The sequence below is a fragment of the Deinococcus sp. HSC-46F16 genome, from assembly GCF_024171495.1.
In the GTDB taxonomy this organism is placed as follows: Bacteria; Deinococcota; Deinococci; order Deinococcales; family Deinococcaceae; genus Deinococcus.
The window spans coordinates 188,006-204,023 of the sequence record NZ_JALJZW010000002.1 but is presented as its reverse complement, the minus strand read 5'-3'; the positions used below and the strand labels follow the sequence as shown (position 1 = coordinate 204,023).

21 protein-coding genes are annotated in these 16,018 nt (G+C 69.4%); 8 read left to right on the top strand and 13 right to left on the bottom strand.

Translation table 11 applies throughout. The features are described from left to right. Positions 1-283 precede the first annotated feature (283 nt). From dnaB to nrdR, 5 genes are read left to right on the top strand one after another with little or no spacing between them, the layout of a single operon-like run. Complete coding sequence (gene dnaB, locus L1280_RS06340) at positions 284-1,630, top strand: replicative DNA helicase (protein ID WP_253581259.1); 1,347 nt, start codon at positions 284-286, stop codon at positions 1,628-1,630. Further along, positions 1,630-2,310, top strand: a complete 681-nt coding sequence (locus L1280_RS06335; RefSeq protein ID WP_253581258.1) for an NUDIX domain-containing protein — start codon at positions 1,630-1,632, stop codon at positions 2,308-2,310. The genes dnaB and L1280_RS06335 overlap by 1 nt, the downstream gene beginning before the upstream one ends. 32 nt (positions 2,311-2,342) lie before the next feature. Beyond that, complete coding sequence (locus L1280_RS06330) at positions 2,343-2,564, top strand: hypothetical protein (RefSeq protein ID WP_253581257.1); 222 nt, start codon at positions 2,343-2,345, stop codon at positions 2,562-2,564. 51 nt (positions 2,565-2,615) lie between these two features. Beyond that, complete coding sequence (locus tag L1280_RS06325) at positions 2,616-3,341, top strand: SDR family NAD(P)-dependent oxidoreductase (protein ID WP_253581256.1); 726 nt, start codon at positions 2,616-2,618, stop codon at positions 3,339-3,341. Then, a complete protein-coding gene (nrdR, locus tag L1280_RS06320) occupies positions 3,338-3,790 on the top strand; it encodes a transcriptional regulator NrdR (protein WP_253581255.1) in 453 nt (150 codons plus the stop codon). Before L1280_RS06325 ends, nrdR begins: the two co-directional genes overlap by 4 nt. Here nrdR and L1280_RS06315 read toward each other — a convergent pair. From L1280_RS06315 to L1280_RS06270, 10 genes are all read right to left on the bottom strand, one after another. Continuing rightward, positions 3,787-4,224 (bottom strand): GNAT family N-acetyltransferase, encoded by a 438-nt coding sequence (locus L1280_RS06315; RefSeq protein WP_253581254.1) that lies wholly within the window; start codon positions 4,222-4,224, stop codon positions 3,787-3,789. The two genes, nrdR and L1280_RS06315, sit on opposite strands and share 4 nt — an antisense overlap. 141 nt (positions 4,225-4,365) lie before the next feature. Next, on the bottom strand, positions 4,366-5,322 hold the full coding sequence (locus L1280_RS06310; protein ID WP_253581253.1) for a branched-chain amino acid ABC transporter permease: 957 nt from the start codon (positions 5,320-5,322) through the stop codon (positions 4,366-4,368). Continuing rightward, positions 5,319-6,209: a branched-chain amino acid ABC transporter permease gene (locus L1280_RS06305; RefSeq protein WP_104989850.1), complete on the bottom strand. Its 891-nt coding sequence runs from the start codon at positions 6,207-6,209 to the stop codon at positions 5,319-5,321. The genes L1280_RS06310 and L1280_RS06305 overlap by 4 nt, the downstream gene beginning before the upstream one ends. Before the next feature lie 91 nt (positions 6,210-6,300). Further along, on the bottom strand, positions 6,301-7,524 hold the full coding sequence (locus tag L1280_RS06300; RefSeq protein ID WP_253581252.1) for an ABC transporter substrate-binding protein: 1,224 nt from the start codon (positions 7,522-7,524) through the stop codon (positions 6,301-6,303). Positions 7,525-7,562: 38 nt separating this feature from the next. Beyond that, on the bottom strand, positions 7,563-8,303 hold the full coding sequence (locus L1280_RS06295) for an ABC transporter ATP-binding protein (RefSeq protein ID WP_253581251.1): 741 nt from the start codon (positions 8,301-8,303) through the stop codon (positions 7,563-7,565). Further along, entirely contained in the window at positions 8,300-9,094 is a 795-nt protein-coding gene (locus L1280_RS06290; RefSeq protein ID WP_253581250.1) for an ABC transporter ATP-binding protein, read from the bottom strand. Before L1280_RS06290 ends, L1280_RS06295 begins: the two co-directional genes overlap by 4 nt. An 89-nt stretch (positions 9,095-9,183) precedes the next feature. After that, entirely contained in the window at positions 9,184-9,816 is a 633-nt protein-coding gene (locus L1280_RS06285) for a lysophospholipid acyltransferase family protein (protein WP_371922886.1), read from the bottom strand. Between the two features lie 37 nt (positions 9,817-9,853). Continuing rightward, on the bottom strand, positions 9,854-10,552 hold the full coding sequence (thyX, locus tag L1280_RS06280; protein ID WP_253581249.1) for an FAD-dependent thymidylate synthase: 699 nt from the start codon (positions 10,550-10,552) through the stop codon (positions 9,854-9,856). Positions 10,553-10,563: 11 nt separating this feature from the next. Next, on the bottom strand, positions 10,564-11,070 hold the full coding sequence (locus L1280_RS06275; RefSeq protein ID WP_253581248.1) for a GNAT family N-acetyltransferase: 507 nt from the start codon (positions 11,068-11,070) through the stop codon (positions 10,564-10,566). Then, positions 11,048-11,521, bottom strand: coding sequence for an EVE domain-containing protein (locus L1280_RS06270; RefSeq protein WP_253581247.1), 474 nt, complete (start codon positions 11,519-11,521; stop codon positions 11,048-11,050). Before L1280_RS06270 ends, L1280_RS06275 begins: the two co-directional genes overlap by 23 nt. A 65-nt stretch (positions 11,522-11,586) precedes the next feature. On the opposite strand from L1280_RS06270, the gene L1280_RS06265 reads away from it, so the two are divergent. Beyond that, positions 11,587-12,681 carry a S1C family serine protease gene (locus L1280_RS06265; protein ID WP_253581246.1) on the top strand — a complete coding sequence of 365 codons (1,095 nt, stop codon included), beginning with the start codon at positions 11,587-11,589 and terminating at the stop codon, positions 12,679-12,681. 81 nt (positions 12,682-12,762) lie between these two features. Continuing rightward, the gene (locus L1280_RS06260) at positions 12,763-12,978 is read left to right on the top strand and encodes a hypothetical protein (protein ID WP_104989856.1); all 216 of its coding nucleotides are present in this window, start codon (positions 12,763-12,765) and stop codon (positions 12,976-12,978) included. Between the two features lie 57 nt (positions 12,979-13,035). On the opposite strand, the gene L1280_RS06255 is transcribed toward L1280_RS06260, so the two are convergent. The 3 genes from L1280_RS06255 to L1280_RS06245 are packed head-to-tail and all read right to left on the bottom strand — an operon-like array spanning position 13,036 to position 15,148. After that, the gene (locus L1280_RS06255; protein ID WP_253581245.1) at positions 13,036-13,926 is read right to left on the bottom strand and encodes an aldose 1-epimerase; all 891 of its coding nucleotides are present in this window, start codon (positions 13,924-13,926) and stop codon (positions 13,036-13,038) included. Beyond that, positions 13,923-14,639: a 23S rRNA (guanosine(2251)-2'-O)-methyltransferase RlmB gene (gene rlmB / locus L1280_RS06250; protein WP_253581244.1), complete on the bottom strand. Its 717-nt coding sequence runs from the start codon at positions 14,637-14,639 to the stop codon at positions 13,923-13,925. Before rlmB ends, L1280_RS06255 begins: the two co-directional genes overlap by 4 nt. Positions 14,640-14,674: 35 nt before the next feature. Then, entirely contained in the window at positions 14,675-15,148 is a 474-nt protein-coding gene (locus L1280_RS06245) for a DUF3197 domain-containing protein (protein WP_253581243.1), read from the bottom strand. Between the two features lie 85 nt (positions 15,149-15,233). Between L1280_RS06245 and L1280_RS06240 the strand changes: the two genes are divergently transcribed. Next, entirely contained in the window at positions 15,234-15,932 is a 699-nt protein-coding gene (locus L1280_RS06240; RefSeq protein ID WP_253581242.1) for a S4 domain-containing protein, read from the top strand. Positions 15,933-16,018 lie beyond the last annotated feature (86 nt).

Here is a 16,018-nt window from a genome sequence, read left to right as displayed (position 1 = left end):
TGTGCAGGTGCGGGTGTCTCCCGTCCTTGCTGAAGAGAGGTTATTCAGGGGGCTCTAACAGAGGTCTTACGATCATGGGCCTCCGGCGGGGGTATCGGGGGGGTGAGCGGAGGCGGGTGGTATGATGCGCGGCAGTTCGGTTCCGTGCCGCGCTTTCCTGGCGCACGCGGGCGAATGGCCTCCTCTGGCCCCATCCCAATTCCCACCCTGCACGTGCCCCGCGCCCTGGCCCCAGCGGTCAGGCGGCGCTGGCTGACCCTACCGCGTGCCCCGAAAGGTCTGCATGGAAGTGACCCCCCGTGTGCCCCCGCACAGCAACGACGCCGAGATCAGCGTGCTGGGCAGCATTCTGCTGGACAACGACACCCTCTCGGCCTTGGGCGATACCGTCACCGCCGAGATGTTCTACCGGGAGGGCCACCGCAAGATCTTCGCGGCGATGCGGACCCTGCAAGACCGGGGCGAACCGGTCGACCTCGTGACCCTCAGCGAAGACCTGCGGGTGCGGGGCCAGCTCGACGAGGTGGGCGGCGTGACGTACCTCGTCGGGCTGGCCGATCAGGTGCCCACCGCCGCGTACGCCGAGCACTACGCCCGCATCGTGCAGGAGAAGCACACGCTGCGGCAGCTCATCAGCGCTTCGGGCAAGGCGATGCAGCTCGCCTACGAGGGCCAGATGCCCCTCGAAGACCTGCTCGACCGCGCCGAGAAGATGATCTTCGAGGTGGCCGAGCAGAAGAAAAAGGGCGAGGCCTTTCAAGCGATGGGCGAGGTCGTCCACGACACCTTCGAGTACATCACCCTGCTGCACGCCAACAAGGGCATTCCCGACGGCGTGAGCAGCGGTTTCCGCGACCTCGACGAGCAGATTTCGGGGTTGCAGAAGGGCAGCCTGAACGTGCTGGCGGCGCGGCCGAGTATGGGAAAGACCGCGTTCGCGTTGTCTATAGCGCAAAATGTCGCCCTGCGCGGCGAGAAGACGGTCGCCGTCTTCAGCCTGGAAATGCCCTCCGTGCAACTCGCCCTGCGCATGCTGTGCAGTGAAGCGCGGGTGGACATGAACCGCATCCGCTCGGGCCAGCTCAACGAGCGTGACTTCGAGCGGCTCGCGCACGCGGCGGGGCGGCTGGCCGAGGCGCCGATGGTGATCGACGACGAGCCCGACCTCACCCTCAACGCCCTCAGAAGCAAGTTGCGGCGCATCGCCGCGCAGCACGGGCAACTCGGCCTGGTCGTGATCGACTACCTGCAGCTCATGTCGGGTGGCAAGAGCAACGGCGGCAGCGACAACCGCCAGCAGGAGATCAGCACGATCTCGCGCGGTCTCAAAGGATTGGCGCGTGAACTGGAAGTGCCCATCATCGTTTTGAGTCAGCTTAGCCGTGCGGTGGAACAGCGGCCGAATCATAGGCCGATGCTTTCTGATCTTCGTGAATCAGGCGCAATTGAGCAGGATGCGGACATTGTAATGTTTATTTACCGCGACGAATACTATAATAAAGAGACGGATCAACAAGGCATTGCTGAAATCATCATCGGCAAACAACGCAACGGCCCGGTGGGCACGGTGAGGCTGCAATTTCACTCCGCACACGTGCGCTTCAACGACCTCGCGCCGGAGGGCATCTGATGCCGGAGGACATGAAGGGCGCGGCGGCGAGCCAGGGGAACAACCAGCGGCGTCGGCGTCGGCGTCGTTCGCCCCGGCCCCCGGCCCCGGCGGGTCCCGGTCAGGTGTCGGGGGCCACGGCGGTCCCGGTGCCCGCCGCCCCCCAGAAGCGCGGGCAGAAGCGGGCGCTCGCGGCTCCCCGCATCGGGGTGGGCTGCATCGTGCTGCGCGGCGACGAGATTCTGCTGGTGCGTGAGCGGGGCCGCTGGTCGCTGCCCAAGGGCGGGCTGGAGACGGGTGAACTCGTGCAGGAGGGCGCCCGCCGCGAGACCTACGAGGAAACCGGGCTGGTCGTGGAACTGCGCGATCTCGCCTTTATCGTGGAGTTTCAGGCGCAGACGTGGGGGCACCACCTCCAGTTCTTCTACACCGGGCGGGAGGTGGGCGGCAGCCTCGCCCCGCGTGACCCCGACCGCGACGTGCAGGAGGCCCGCTTCGTCCCCATCCGGCAACTGCGCGAGTTCATCCGCTTCCGGCCCCGGCTGGTGTCGCTGGAAACGTGGCTGCGCGAGCGGCGGCCCCGGCACTTCGTCTTCAACCTCGACAAGGAACCCGCCATGCTCCGCAAACGGCGGCGGGTAGGCGTGGGCGCGGTGGGGCCGGACCTCTCCGACGATCCGACGGACGAGGCCGACCTCTGACTGCCCCTGCCATATTCTGTTAGAATCAGAATATGAAACGGTCTTTACGTGCTCATGGGCGCACGGAAGGCGAGGCGCAGCACCCGGCGAGCGGGCGCGGGTACGCCCACGTCTGCCCCTCGTGCGGGCAGGGGATGGACCTCTATGACCTGCGCGACGGCGATCAGGCGTACTGGTGCGTGCCCTGCGCCCGCGGCCACCGGGCGGGCGATCCGCCGCCGGGAGCGCTGCGCCCGCTGCCCGAGGCGAGCTGAATTCTCTCCTGTGCCCCCGTCCTCTCGTGGCGGGGGCGTTATTCTGACCTCATGAGTCTTCCCGCTCCCCCGGCCCCCCTCCCCCCCGACCTTCCCGTCCTCGCCGGGCAGGTTGTGGCGGTCACGGGGGCCGACCAGGGGTACGGGCGGGCCGTCAGTGCGCGACTGGCGCGGGCGGGGGCCAGCGTGATCCTGATCGGGGGCAACTCCGAGTCGCTCGCCGCCGCCGCGAGCGGCCTGGAACTCGCGGGGGGCACCGCGATCCCTCTCAAGGCCGACGTGGGGGTGCCGCTCGACTGGCTCAGCGCCCAGAACCGCATCCTCGAAATCTTCGGGGCGCTGCACGGCATCGTGCATCTGGCCGACAAGCGGGCGCACACCGACTTCACCCTCCTCAGCGAGGGCGAGTGGATGGACCTGTTCAACTGCAACGTCAAGAGCAGCGTCGCCATCGCGCAGATCGTGCGCCGCCGCCTCGGCGGGACGTGGCTGACCATCGTGGGGCCGCACCTCGACGAGCAGGGCCTACATGTCTTTCCCCAGCGCGGGGCGATTCGGGGGCTGGTGGAACACGCCCATCTGGAGGACCTGCGGGTCAACCTCGTGCTTCCCTCACGGGCCAGTGGCGGCGATGAGGCGCTCGACCGGCCCCTAGGGGACGCGGTGCTCGCGCTGGCGGCCCCCTCGCTCGCGCACCTGCGCGGGGTGGTGCTGGAAGTGCCGCTGCCGCCGCTGCCCAGGGTGCGCCCGACCGAGGCCGAGGCCCTGCTCCGGTGAGGTGCCCCTACTGCTCGGCCCCCGACTCACGGGTGGTCAACTCGCGCCCCAGCGACGACGGCGCCTCCATCCGTCGCCGCCGCGAGTGCCTGCGCTGTGCGCGGCGCTTCACGACCTACGAGCGGGCACAACTTGAGCCGCTGATGGTGGTCAAACGCGGCGGTCTGCGCGAGGCCTTCAATCCCGACAAGCTGCTGCGCGGCCTGACCCTCGCCACGGAGAAACGCCCGGTGGACCCCGAACGGCTGCGGGCCTTCGCCTACGGCTTCGAGGACGAGGTGGGCGTGCCGGAAATCGCCAGCGGTGAGATCGGCAAACGCGCGATGGCCTTCCTGCGCCCGCTGGACGACGTGGCCTATATCCGCTTTGCCAGCGTGTACCGCGACTTCGACAGCCTGGAGCGCTTTATCGAGGAGATTCGCGGCCTGAAGGGAGAGGACGAAGGCTAGGACAGCTTCGCCTGGGTGGTCCGGTAGAAGGCATTCGTCGGGGTGGTCACGAGGTCGCGGGTGTTGTGAAAGCCCAGGGACTGATAAAAAGCGAACTGCTCCGGCCGATCGTCCGTGAGCAGCACCATTTGCATGACGTGGGCGTACCGCTCCAGCACGGCTTTCATCAAGGCCCGCCCCACGCCCCGGCGCTGCCATTCTGGACGAACGAGGAGATCCTGCACGTACAGGATGCTCACGTCGTCGGTGACGCCGCGCACCAGGCCGATCAGGTCGCCCGCCCCGTCCCACGCGGCCCAGACGAAGCCCGACTGCCGCAGAGCACAGGCCAGCGCCTCCGGGTCGCGGGTGTAGCTCGTCCAGCCCACCGAGGCGTAGAGACTCAGCAGCTCGGGGAGGTCGGACAGCGGGGCGGAGGTAAGGGTGAAGGCCACCCCGTCATCCTGACTGCCCTCCCAGCGCGGCGCATCCGCTGAACAGCGCAGCCGAAGGCCCAAGGGTGCCCCTGGTCGCCTCCCGCCTGAACGGAAAAGCCCCCGCGCGGGAGCAGGGGCGGGGAGGGGGTGGAGGGCAGCTCAGCGTTTCCGCAGCCAGTGTTGCACCGTGCCCACCACGCCCCGGCGGAAGAACAGCACGGTCGCCACGAACACCAGGCCCGTCACGATGCCCACCGGAAGGTTGGCGGTCGTCAGCACGTCGCGCAGCAGCAGCACGATCCCCGCGCCGATCACCGGGCCGAACAGGGTGGTGGTGCCGCCCAGCAGGGTCATCATCACGACCTCGCCGGAGGTGCGCCAGTTCACGACCTCCAGGCTGACCACCCCGTGCCCGAAGGTGTACATGCTGCCCGCCAGCCCCGCCAGGCCAGCGCTGATCAGAAAGGCGGTGAACTTGAAGCGGGCCGGGTTGTAGCCGATGCTCTGCGCCCGCTGCTCATTGTCGCGCACCGCCTGCTGCGCCTGCCCGAAGGGGCTGCGCACCGTGCGGTAGGCGACGTAAAAGCCCACCGTGAACACCGCGAGGCAGAAGTAGTAGCGGGTCACCGAGTCGCTGAAATCCAGCCCCAGGAAGCCGGGCCGCTCGAAGCCCTGAAGCCCGTTCTCGCCGCCCGTCACGTCGGTCCATTGCAGCGCCAGGAAGGAGAGCATCTGCGCGAAGGCCAGCGTGATCATCGAGAAGTAGATGCCCGCACTGCGGACGCTCAGAAAGGCGATGGGGACCGCGAGCGCCAGCGCCGACAAAGTGCCCCCCAGCATGGCGACGGGCACACTCTGTCCCTGCCCCAGCAGGTAGGCCGTCACATAGGCGCTGCTGCCCCAGAAGGCCGCGTGCCCGAAGCTCAGCAGCCCGGAGAAGCCGAACAGCAGGTCAAAGGCCACCGCGAACAGACCCCAGGCCAGGATGTCGAGCGCGAGCACCGGGTAGATCAACCGGGGGAGCACCAGCAGCAGGATGCCGAGCCCGATCAGCCACGCAGCGCGGGTCATCCGCTCGCGGTCGGTGCGGGCGGCTGTTCGTGGGATGACCGTCATCGTGCCCCCTCCGGCAGCCCGAACAGCCCGCTGGGACGCACCAGCAGCACCAGCGCCATCAGGATGAAGACGAGGGTGTTGGCGATGGGCGGGTACAGGGCCGCTCCGATGGCGGCCAGCACCCCCACAGCGAAGCCCGTGATCACACTGCCCAGGATGCTGCCCATCCCACCGATCACCACCACCGCGAAGGTCGTGATAATGAGTTCGGCTCCCATGTACGGCTCGACCGAGTAGATCGGCGCGGCCAGGACTCCGGCCAGCCCCGCGAGGCCCACGCCCACCCCGAACACGCCCGTGACCCACTTGCTCACGTCGATGCCGAAGGCCCGCGTGACGCCGGGGTTCTCGGTGCTCGCCCGGATGATCGCGCCCACCCGCGTCTTCTCGATCACGAACCAGGTGATCAGGCAGATCAAGAGGCTCAGCCCGATCACGAACAGACGGTATTTGGGAAACACCACGAAGCCCAGGTTCACCACGCCCGACAGCACCGGGGGCGGCGTGTAGGGCGCACTCGATACCGCGTACTGCGAGAGCATGACCTGTTTCACGAGGTCCTGGGTCAGCAGCGTCAGCCCGAAGGTCAGCAGCAGGTTGTAGCTCGGCTCCAGCCCGTAGAGCCGCGAGAGCAGCCCCCGTTCCAGCGCCATGCCGATGCCCGCTACGATCAGCGGGGCCAAGATCAGCGACGGCCAGAACCCCAACCCGAACGCCTGCCCCAGCGCGAAGGCCGTGAACGCCCCCAGCATGTACAGCGCCCCGTGCATAAAGTTCACGATCCGCAGCATGCCGAAGATCACCGCGAGCCCGAGGGAGAGCAGCGCGTAGAAGGCGCCGTTCACCAGCCCGTTGAATACCTGAATCAGCAGAAGTTGTGTGTTCATAGTTGGTCTAAGGGTCGAGGGTCTAAGGGTCGAAGGGTCTTGGAAAACCAGTCTCCCCAGACCCTCTGACCCTGAGTCCCTTAGACCTTTTTCAGAACTTGCACTTGCTCTCGGCCAGCGGCTGGAAGGCGCGGGCGGCGGGAATGGTGGCGATCTTGGTGAAGATGTCCCCGGCTTCCTTCGCCTGCGAGCGCGGCTTGACCTGTACGGTGTACACATCGAGGATCACGCGGTGGTCCTGCGGGCGGATGTAGGCGCTGCGGGCGTAGAAGTCGCTGAAGCGGTGGCCTTCGAGCGCCTTGACGACCGCGTCGCCGCCGTCACTCTTGGCGCGGGCGACCGCGTTCAGGTAGGTCATGGTGGCCGAGTAGACCCCGGCCTGCGCCCAGGTGGGCTTCTTGCCGAAGGACTTCTCGAACTTGGCGGCCCAGGTCCGCGCCCGCTGGTCGAGGTTCCAGTACCACGGCACGGTGGCGAGCGCCCCCGCAAAGGCGTCTTGCCCCAACGCGGCCACGTCGGTCTCGAACAGCAGGCCGATGCCCAGCCCGATGCCCTGCTGCCGCAGCCCGAACTCGTTGTACTGCTTGACCACGTTCACGAGGTCGGCCCCCGCCTGCATGGTGCCGAACACCTTGGGCTTGAGGCTCTGCGCCTTGAGCAGGTAGCTGGAGAAGTCGGTGTTGGGGAACGGCGTGGCGTCGCTGTTGGTCACGACCCGGCCCTTGTTCTCGCGGATCGCCGCCGTCATCTGGCGGTTGAGATCCTGTCCGAACGCGTAGTTGGGGTAGATGATGTACCACGAGTTCCCGCCGCGCTTGGTCACGGCCGCGCCCGTGCCATTGGCGAGCATGTAGTTGTCGTAGGCGTAGTGGAAGGTGTACTTGTTGCACTTCTCGTTGGTGAGCGCCGTGGTGCCGCCCGTCACGACCATCACCGGAATCTTCTTCTTGCTGGCGACTTCGGAGGCGGCGAGGGCCGCGCTGCTCGTGGGCAGGTCGACGAGCATGTCCACGTTCTGGCGGTCGATCATCTCGGCGGCCTTGTTGCTCGCCACGTCCGCCTTGTTCTGGTGGTCCACGCCGACGACCTGCACCTTGTTCCGGAAGCTGGGGTTGGCCGCCATGAAGTCCTGCGCGGCGAGCTGCGCGGCCCGCACGCTGCCCTGCCCGGAGAGTTCCGAGTACACGCCGGAGAGGTCGGTCAGCACGCCCACCCGCACCACGTTGTCACTGAGGCGGACGCTTTGCGCGAGCGCACCCGTGACCGTGGCGAGCGCGGCGGTGGCGACGAGGGCGGTCAGGAGTTTCTTCTGCATGGGGGTTCCTCCAAGGAAAGGGGGATGAGACGGAGAAGTTAAACGCTGAGGTAGCGCAGCAGGTCGGCCCGGCGATCTTCCACCTCGTGCCGGGCGACCTCGTCCACGACCTCGCCGTCGACCAGCACGTAGTGGCGGTCGGCGAGTCGGGTGGCGAATTTGAGGTTCTGTTCGACCAGAATCACGCTCAGGCCGTCGCGGCGCAGTTCCTGAAGCATGTCGCCGATGGCCTGCACGATCACGGGCGCGAGGCCCTCGCTGGGTTCGTCGAGCAGCAGCAGCCTGGGGGCGCTGCGCAGCACCCGCACGATGGCGAGCATCTGCTGTTCGCCGCCCGAAAGCTTGGAACCGGGATGGTGCCCGCGCTCGCGCAGCACCGGGAAGGCCTGATATGCCCGATCCAGGCTCCAGCCGCCGGGCCGGGCGGGGGGCAGTTCGAGGTTCTCGCGGACCGTCAGGCTCGACAGGATCGCCCGTTCCTCGGGCACCCAGGCGAGGCCCCGCGCGGCGACCCGGTTGCTGGGCAGCCGGGTCAGGTCCTGCCCGTCAAAGCGAATCTGCCCGGTGCGGCTTCTCAGCACGCCCATGATGGCCTTGAGGGTGGTCGTCTTGCCCGCCCCGTTGCGCCCGATCAGGCTGACGACCTCGCCGGGATGGACGTGCAGATTCACCCCGTGCAGGACGTGGCTCTGGCCGTAGTAAGCGTTGAGGTCGCGGACTTCGAGCAGCGGCCCCCCCAGGGTGGGCACCGGGGCGGGGATGGGCGCGGGGGCGGTCATGCGTGCGCCTCCTCGCCCAGATACGCCTCGATCACGCGCGGGTCGCGCCGCACGTCGTCATAGCGCCCGCTGGCGATGACCTGACCGTATTGCAGCACCGTGATGCGGTCGGCGAGTTCGGCCACCACGCTCATGTTGTGCTCGACGAGGACCACTGTGCGGCCCCGCGCGACCTCACGCACGAGGGCGATCACGCGGGCGATTCCTTCCGACCCCATGCCGGAGGTCGGTTCGTCAAGCAGCAGCACGCGCGGCTCCTGGGTCAGCGAGATGCCGATCTCCAGTTGCCGTTTCTCGCCGTGGCTGAGGTCGGCCGCGAGCCGGGCGTGCGCCGCGCCCAGCCCCACCCGCTCCAGAATCTCGTCGGCGCGGGGGCCGAGGGCCTCCAGCCGCGAGAGCGGGGTCCAGAACTGACCGGGCAGCGGGGTGGGGGACCCCAGCGCGACGAGCACGTTTTCCCGCACCGTCATGGTCGGAAAGACCGAGCTGATTTGAAACGAGCGCGACAGCCCCCGCCGCACGATTGCATGGGGCGGCAGCGTGTCGATGCGCTCGCCGAACAGCAGCACCTCCCCGCTCGTGGGCCGCAGAAAGCCCGAGAGCAGGTTAAAGAGCGTCGTCTTGCCTGCCCCGTTCGGGCCGATGATCGCGTGAATCTCGCCCCCCCGAATCTGGAGGTCGACCTCGTTCGTGGCACGAAATCCCCGGAAATCCTTGACGAGCGCCCGCGCTTCGAGGGCGGTGCCCATAGGGTGGCCGGGGGTAGGTGAAATGGCGTCGGCCACCGTCATGGGGCGGCGCCGGATGCAGACTGGGGCATCCTGTCCCTCCTGTTCTGACTTCAGAATTGTGGTACAGGAGAGATTCTATACGCCCAGCGTTACGGCTGCGTCACAGTGGCCGGGACCGTTCCCTCACCCCGGCGCAGGGGCACGACCGGCCCCATGTTCGCGGGCGTGTGGGCCTGCACTCCGTCGAGCAGGGCGGCGATCTGCCGGAAGTCGGCGTCGATGTCCCCGGTGGGCATCACGTAGCCCACCACGCCCACCCGTTTGCGCCCCCAGTCGAAGACCGTCACGCCGATGGGCACGCCCGCCTCCAGCGCCATGTAGTAGAAGCCGGTCTTCCAGCCCTCGGTGCGGACGCGGGTGCCCTCGGGGGCGACGGCGACCATGATCTCGGGTTCGCGGCGAATGATGTCCACCACCCCGTCCACGAAGTTGCCCCCCGCGCGGCGGCGGTCGACCGGCAGGCCGCCCCAGGCCCGCATCAGCCACCCCAGCGGCGGCCGGAAAAGGCTGTGCTTGGCGACCCAGTGCGCCGGAACGCCCGTGGCCCATCGCCAGCCGATGCCCGGCCAGAAATCCGCGTTGGAGGTGTGGGGCGCCACCGCCCCCACGAACTTCGGCCCCGGCGGGGGGGCGAGCACGGGCGTCCATCCGGTCAGCCGCAGGGCGAGCGTGGCGAGGCGGGACGCGAGGGTGGGGCGGCGGTTCATCCAGGTGACGGGCACCTCGGAAGTCTACGGTGCCCCGGCGGGGGGCCTGGGGTCAGGCGTGCAGCTCGCGCCACTCCCGGAACGTCACGGGAAAGAGCGGCTCGGCAAGTTCTGCCATCGCCCGCGCGTAGAGGCGGGTCTCGTACTGCGCCCCCTCATGGTCGCGCAGACCGAGGAAATGCAGCAGCGAACGTACGTTGAAGGTGTAATACGACTCGGTATACAGCGAGAGCGGCAGCACGCCCCGCGCCTGCTCGCGCGTCACGCCAAGGCGCAGCAGCTCCTGGTAGGCCCCGAACGCCTGCCGCCACGCCTCCGCCCAGACCGCCGCCGCCGCCGCCTGGTCGAGCGTGCCGTCGTCCTCCACGCTGGCCTGCCGGTTCGACGGTGCCTGCTTGCGGAAGGAAGTCGGGGTGAAGTTGCGCTCCTGCATCTCCACATATCGACCGCTAATTTCGTTCTTGCTCACGCCGACCCGGTGCCGCACCATCTGCCGGTCCACGAAGATGGGGCACACCACCTTGAAGGTGATCAGGTTGTGCTCGAAGGGGCTGCCGTGCTGGTGCCGCAAGAGGTAGCGAATCAACTTCTCGTCGCGGTCATTCAGCGGCGCGTCCGAGTCGCCGCCAAAGGAGACGCGTGCGGCATTCACGATCATCTTGTCGTCCCCGACGTGCTGCACGAGCGCCACGGAGCCGATGCCGTCGCCCAACGGGTAGAGGGTAAGGGAGGTGGCGGCGGGAGTGGTCATCGGGGGTCAGCTTAAGGCACGTCCAGGCCCATCAGCAGCACCTCGCCCCAGGGCGTCGCCAGCCGCGTCAGGGGCGCGAAGCCCACGCGTGCGTAAGCCCGCACCGCCCGCACGTTGTCGGGGTCGGGGTCGATCAGCACCCGCCGCAACGCTGGCCGCTCGGCCCGCAGCGCGTCCAGAAAGGCGCGGATGACCGTTGGCCCCAGGCCCCGCCCAGTCAGGTCCGGCTCCCCGATCAGCAGGTCCACGCCCCACGTCTCACCCTCCGGCGCGGCCCAGGGCCAGAATTCGTTGTCTGGCGTGATGCGCTCGCGCTGGATGAAGCCTGCCTCCCGTCCCTCCACCCGGAAGACGAACCCCGGCACGTCCCGCCCTGGCTCGAAGTAGTGTGCCCGCACCGCCCCCTCGTCCCGTTCGCCGTCGTCCCAGAAGACGCGGACGTGCGGGGCCTGCAGCCAGCGCGTGAGCAGGGGCAGATGGGCTTCCGTCAGCCGCTCAAACGAGATCGTCACGGTCATCCACTCCCGCCGCCCGCAGCGCCGCGCGGAACTGCTCGGGCGTTACGGGGAGCACGCTGAGGCGGCTGCCCTTCCGTGTGAGGGGCGAGTCCTGCCACTCGGGAAGGGTCCGCAGCGTGTCCAGGGGCAGCACGGCGGGCAGGTCAAAGACCGGGGCCACGTCCATCATGCTCCAGCGGGGATTGTCCGGCGTGGAGGCCGGGTCGAAATACTCGCTGGCCGGGTCGAATTGCAGGTCGTCCGGGTACGCTTCCCGCACCACCCGCGCCACGCCCGCCACCCCGGCCGGTCTGGCGTTGGAGTGGTAGAAGAGGCAGAGGTCGCCCTCCCGCATCTGCCGCAGGAAGTTGCGGGCCTGGTAGTTCCGCACCCCGTTCCACCCCTCGCGTCCCACCCGCACGAGGTCCGCGTAGCTGAACACGTCGGGTTCGGATTTGATCAGCCAGGGCATCGGCGGGCAGGCTAGCGCCCCATCCGTACCCCTCGCCACCCTGCCCCGGTGCGGGGCGCTCTACCATGCGAGGCGTGCGCCCCCTGCCCTGGCTTCCCGTGCTGCTGCTGCTCGCGCTGGCGGCCTACCTGCTGCCGGGGTGGTCGCCCCGCCTGGAGGCCGGGTCGCCGACGCCCCCCGCCGTCTCGCAAACGCTCCCGAACGAGCTGCCCACCAACACCAGCGACCTGTTCCAGGCCACCCGCCCGGCGGTCGTGCAGGTCGAGAGCCTGAACACCCGCACCCGCGAGGCGGGGCTGGGCACCGGCTTCTTCATCTCGGAGGGCGGGCAGGTGATGACCGCCTACCACGTCGTCTCGACCGGGCAACTGTTCCGGGTCCGCACGCTGGAGGGCCGCACCTACCGCGCCCGCGTGACCGCCTACGACGCGGCGGCGGACGTGGCACTGATGCAGGTCGAGGGACGCACGCCCGGCTTCCCCTTCCTGCCTCTCGCGGGGGCCGAGCCACGGGTGGGGCAGGAGGTGCTCGCCATCGGCAACAGCGGCGGCGACTTCCTGCAACCGCGCCGGGGCGTGTTGCTGCGGCTGGGGGCTGAGGCGGGCCGCGCCGACTTTCCGCAGGGGACGCTGGAAATGTCCGCGCCCCTCGCGCCGGGGGATAGCGGCGGCCCCATCCTCGACGGCACTGGGGAGGTCATCGGGGTCGTGAGCTTTATCCGCCTCGACGAGAGCAACCAGACGCGGGCCTCCTACGCGGTGCCCGTTACCCAGGACAGCCCACTGGTGGCAGCGCTGCTGGCCGGGGAGCAGCGGGACGTGCCGGTGGTGGGGCTGAATCTTGATCAGGTGCACAGCGGCCTGACGAATCCGCCCGGCGCGGTGATCGCCCGCGTGGTGCGTGACAGCCCGGCGGAAGAGGCCGGGCTGCGCGGCGCCCGCTTCGACGCGGACGGCAACCTGCTGGAAATCGGCGACGTGATTCTCAGCGTGAATGGCCGCCGGGTCCGCGACGCCAACGACTTCATCCGCACCGTGCGGGGGGACGCGACCATCGGGGACACCATCCGGCTGGGCTATATCCGGGACGGCGAGGAACGCGAGGCGATCATCACCTTGGTGGGAGCACGGGCGCTGACGGATCTGAACAGCGACGAGTGAGCGCCGCCCTGCACCGAGCATGAACTCGGCGTCACCGTCCGCTCGTCCGGTGCCTTACCCACCCGGCGCAGACTGAATCCCATGTCGCGTGCCTTTGTCAAAGAAGACGGCGGCGAGCGCTGGACGCCGCCCACCCACCCCCACACCTACCGCGTGCTGTGGCACGGCCCCGGCGGGCCGGAAGTCGTGTACGAGACTGACGATCTCCTGGGCGCCCTGCGCTGGCTCGCCGCCCGCGAGCGCCCCGGCTTCGAGCTGCGGGACCGGGCCGGGGCGCTGCTGGCGACGGCGGCCTAGCGCAGACCGAGAAAACAAGGTGGGAGACGTTTCTCGCGTCTCCCACCTTCCGCTGCTCTACCAGTCGCCTTCCAACGTCAGCCGCACCGTTCCCGCCAGCGTTTGCCCCGGCACCAGCGTCTTCAGGTCCACGCCACTCACCCCCTGCGCAGCCAGGTTCAGCGCGTTGGTCGCGTGCGAGACGGGCTCCAGGGCCAGGCTGCCGTCGGGAGCGGTAAAGACGGTCAGGTGCGAATACACCGGGTCGGCCGTCAGCACCAGCGCCCGCGTGCCCCAGTCCAGCCGCAGCACGCCGTCCCAGGCGGTGTACACCCGGTCGAAGGTGCGTTCGCCCACGGCAGCGGGCACCCGGAAGTCCTCCTCCGGGCGCAGGGGACGGGCGGGGCCAGTCGGCAGCATCTGCCCGTCCGTGTCGTAGGTCAGCGCCGCGTCGAAGGCCAGGGTGGGGTCCACTCCGTCCCCCCTGCGGGCGAAGTAGGGGTGCAGGCCCAGTCCGGCGGGCATCTCGCGGGTATCGGCGTTCGTCAGGCTGACCGTGGTGTCGAGGTGGGGTCCATGCAGGCGGTACTCCACCAGGGCGGTGAAAGCCCACGGCCAGTTCATGTCCGCGAAGTCGCGGCTGTCGAAGGTGGCCCGCAGGTGCGCGTCCGTCACCCGCTCCACCTGCCAGGGCCGGTTGCGCACGTCGCCGTGCTGGGCGAGGCCGCCTTTGGTCGTGGGGCGGAGCTGCACTTCCTCGCTGCCGAAGGGAAACCGCGCCCCGGCAATCCGGTTGGCATAGGGAATCATGATGAAGCTGGCCGTCTGGCTGCTCGTCTCCACCTTCGCGGGGTCCACCGACCGCAGGACCGGGCGCCCGGAGGCCGAGCGCAGCCCCAGCACGCTGGCGCCGAGGTCGGGCAGCACCTCCAGCGTGAGGCGCTCGCCCGCGATGGTTTCGGTCCTCACCTCTCGCCCCGCGCCCGCGCCGCCTCGTACAGCAGGATGCCCGCCGCGACCGAGGCGTTGAGGCTCTGGACCTGCCCGCGCGTGGGAATCCGCACCAGCGCGTCGCACTTCTCGCGCACGAGGCGGCGCAGGCCCTCGCCCTCCGCCCCGATCACCAGGGCGACCGGGCCGCGCAGATCGAGGCGGCCCACGTCCTGCGCGGCCTCGCCCGCTGCCCCGTAGACCCACACGCCCTGTTCCTTGAGGCGGTCGATCAGGCGGGGCAGGTTCTTCGTCTGCGCGACGGGCAGGTGGCTCGTGGCCCCCGCCGCCGTCTTGGCGACCACGGGCGATAGGGGAGCGCTGCGGCGTTCCTCCACCGCGACCCCGTGGGCACCGAGCACCTCCGCCGAGCGGATGATCGCCCCGAAGTTGCGCGGGTCGGTGATCCCGTCGAGCAGCACGATCAGCAGGTCCTCGCCCCGGCTCTGCGCCCGGTCCAGAATGTCTTCCACGCTGGCCCACGCGAGGTCTTCCACCTCCGCGAGGATGCCCTGATGCTGGGTGGTGCCCGCGAGCTGGTCGAGTTCGATGCGCGGGGCGAAGCGCACCCGCACGCCCATGTCCTTGATCTCGCGCACGAACGCCTCTTCGACCCCCCGCGCGAGCAGCACCTCACTGACCCGCCCGTCGCGCAGGGCTTCGAGCACCGGATTCCGTCCGTACAGCAACATGGGGGCAGTCTAGCGGCGGGTGCGTCCCCCGGTCCTCAGCCCCGTGGGGTCGTGACGGGGGCCTCGGCGTCCTGCCACTCCTCGGGCTGGTGGCGGGGCAGGGCGGTGTAGATGCGCGGGTCACTGGGATTGCTCGCGGCGATCAGGCGGGCGACCTCCTCCGCGTCGGGTTCGGCGAGCACGCGCACGAAGTCGGACGGGTTGAGCACAGCCTCGCGTACGGGCCAGCCCCGCGCCTGCGTCCACTCCACGAGTTCGGCCAGCGCCCCCGCCCCCGCCGGGCCATACGCCGGGCCGTAGGCGGGCACGGTGACCACAGCTTCGTCGCCGCGCGTGATCAGGGCTGCGTAGCGTGAAGCGTCGCGCACCCCCTGCCAGTCGGCGATCAGGTACAGGGTGGCGGGGCGGCCCGCGCCCTCCCGACCCTCCGCAGCGCCGAGCAGGTCCATCAGCTCGCGGTGGGTTTCCAGCGGGGCACCGGGCAGGCCGAGCGGTTCGAGGACTCGCATGGGGGCAGTCTAGGGCCTGGGGTGGGTCGCGGGGGGCTGGGGGGGTGACGGCGGGGCGGCGCCGTCACCCGCTATCCTGCCCCCCATGAAGTCCAAGCTCAGTGCCCTCGTGGCCCAGGCGCGGGGCGGGCGCGTGGTGCGTACCCCCTTCGTGGACGGGGACGACATCGACCGCCGCCTGCTGCAAGACGACGACGTGCGGTTTGTGATCGCGGGCGGCTTTCCGGATGCCCGCCGGGTGGTCCTGACCCTGCACCCCGCCCATATCCCCGAGGTGGACAGCGGCGTGACCGTGTTGCGCGTGACCCCCGGCCCCGGCCCGGCCTGGGACCTTCAGGACTTCACCGTGCACCTGCGGCGGCTGGAGCTGCCCGAGGACGCCGTGGGCGACGTGCGCGAGGAACGCGGCGGGGCCTTCCTGGTCGCCGCGACGGGCAAGGCCGCGTCGGCGCTGGAGGCCCTGACGGAACTCGGCGGGCGTGAGGTCGAGGTCGAGGAGGTCGGGGAGACGGCCGGGCGCGGCAGCAAGACGCGCGAAGTGGTCGTGCCCTCCATGCGCGTGGACGTGGTGGGAGCCAAGGGCTTCGGCGTGAGCCGCGCCTACTTCCAGCAGGGCATCGACGGCGGCAAGGTGCGGCTCAACGGTGCCCCCGCCCGCGCGAGCAGCGACATCAAGGAGGGCGACAGCCTCAGCGCCGAGGGCCTGGGCCGCATCGACTTCAAGCGGGTCGTGAACGAGACGCGCCGGGGGAACTTCAAGGTCGAGCTGGAGGTTCACCGGTGAGGGGCGGTGTGCTCTGGGCGGTGTGCTCTGGGCAGGCTCCCGCCGCTGGTGCTCTTGCTTCTGCTGTCGGGCTCATGGCTCACGGC

Excerpts from the sequence above, each read along its gene's own strand:
- dnaB (WP_253581259.1), top strand. The coding sequence starts at position 284 with ATGGAAGTGACCCCCCGTGTGCCCCCGCACAGCAACGACGCCGAGATC.
- L1280_RS06335 (WP_253581258.1), top strand. The coding sequence starts at position 1,630 with ATGCCGGAGGACATGAAGGGCGCGGCGGCGAGCCAGGGGAACAACCAG.
- L1280_RS06330 (WP_253581257.1), top strand. The coding sequence starts at position 2,343 with ATGAAACGGTCTTTACGTGCTCATGGGCGCACGGAAGGCGAGGCGCAG.
- L1280_RS06325 (WP_253581256.1), top strand. The coding sequence starts at position 2,616 with ATGAGTCTTCCCGCTCCCCCGGCCCCCCTCCCCCCCGACCTTCCCGTC.
- L1280_RS06310 (WP_253581253.1), bottom strand. The coding sequence starts at position 5,322 with ATGACGGTCATCCCACGAACAGCCGCCCGCACCGACCGCGAGCGGATG.
- L1280_RS06305 (WP_104989850.1), bottom strand. The coding sequence starts at position 6,209 with ATGAACACACAACTTCTGCTGATTCAGGTATTCAACGGGCTGGTGAAC.
- L1280_RS06300 (WP_253581252.1), bottom strand. The coding sequence starts at position 7,524 with ATGCAGAAGAAACTCCTGACCGCCCTCGTCGCCACCGCCGCGCTCGCC.
- L1280_RS06295 (WP_253581251.1), bottom strand. The coding sequence starts at position 8,303 with ATGACCGCCCCCGCGCCCATCCCCGCCCCGGTGCCCACCCTGGGGGGG.
- L1280_RS06290 (WP_253581250.1), bottom strand. The coding sequence starts at position 9,094 with ATGACGGTGGCCGACGCCATTTCACCTACCCCCGGCCACCCTATGGGC.
- thyX (WP_253581249.1), bottom strand. The coding sequence starts at position 10,552 with ATGACCACTCCCGCCGCCACCTCCCTTACCCTCTACCCGTTGGGCGAC.
- L1280_RS06275 (WP_253581248.1), bottom strand. The coding sequence starts at position 11,070 with ATGACCGTGACGATCTCGTTTGAGCGGCTGACGGAAGCCCATCTGCCC.
- L1280_RS06270 (WP_253581247.1), bottom strand. The coding sequence starts at position 11,521 with ATGCCCTGGCTGATCAAATCCGAACCCGACGTGTTCAGCTACGCGGAC.
- L1280_RS06265 (WP_253581246.1), top strand. The coding sequence starts at position 11,587 with ATGCGAGGCGTGCGCCCCCTGCCCTGGCTTCCCGTGCTGCTGCTGCTC.
- L1280_RS06260 (WP_104989856.1), top strand. The coding sequence starts at position 12,763 with ATGTCGCGTGCCTTTGTCAAAGAAGACGGCGGCGAGCGCTGGACGCCG.
- rlmB (WP_253581244.1), bottom strand. The coding sequence starts at position 14,639 with ATGTTGCTGTACGGACGGAATCCGGTGCTCGAAGCCCTGCGCGACGGG.
- L1280_RS06245 (WP_253581243.1), bottom strand. The coding sequence starts at position 15,148 with ATGCGAGTCCTCGAACCGCTCGGCCTGCCCGGTGCCCCGCTGGAAACC.
- L1280_RS06240 (WP_253581242.1), top strand. The coding sequence starts at position 15,234 with ATGAAGTCCAAGCTCAGTGCCCTCGTGGCCCAGGCGCGGGGCGGGCGC.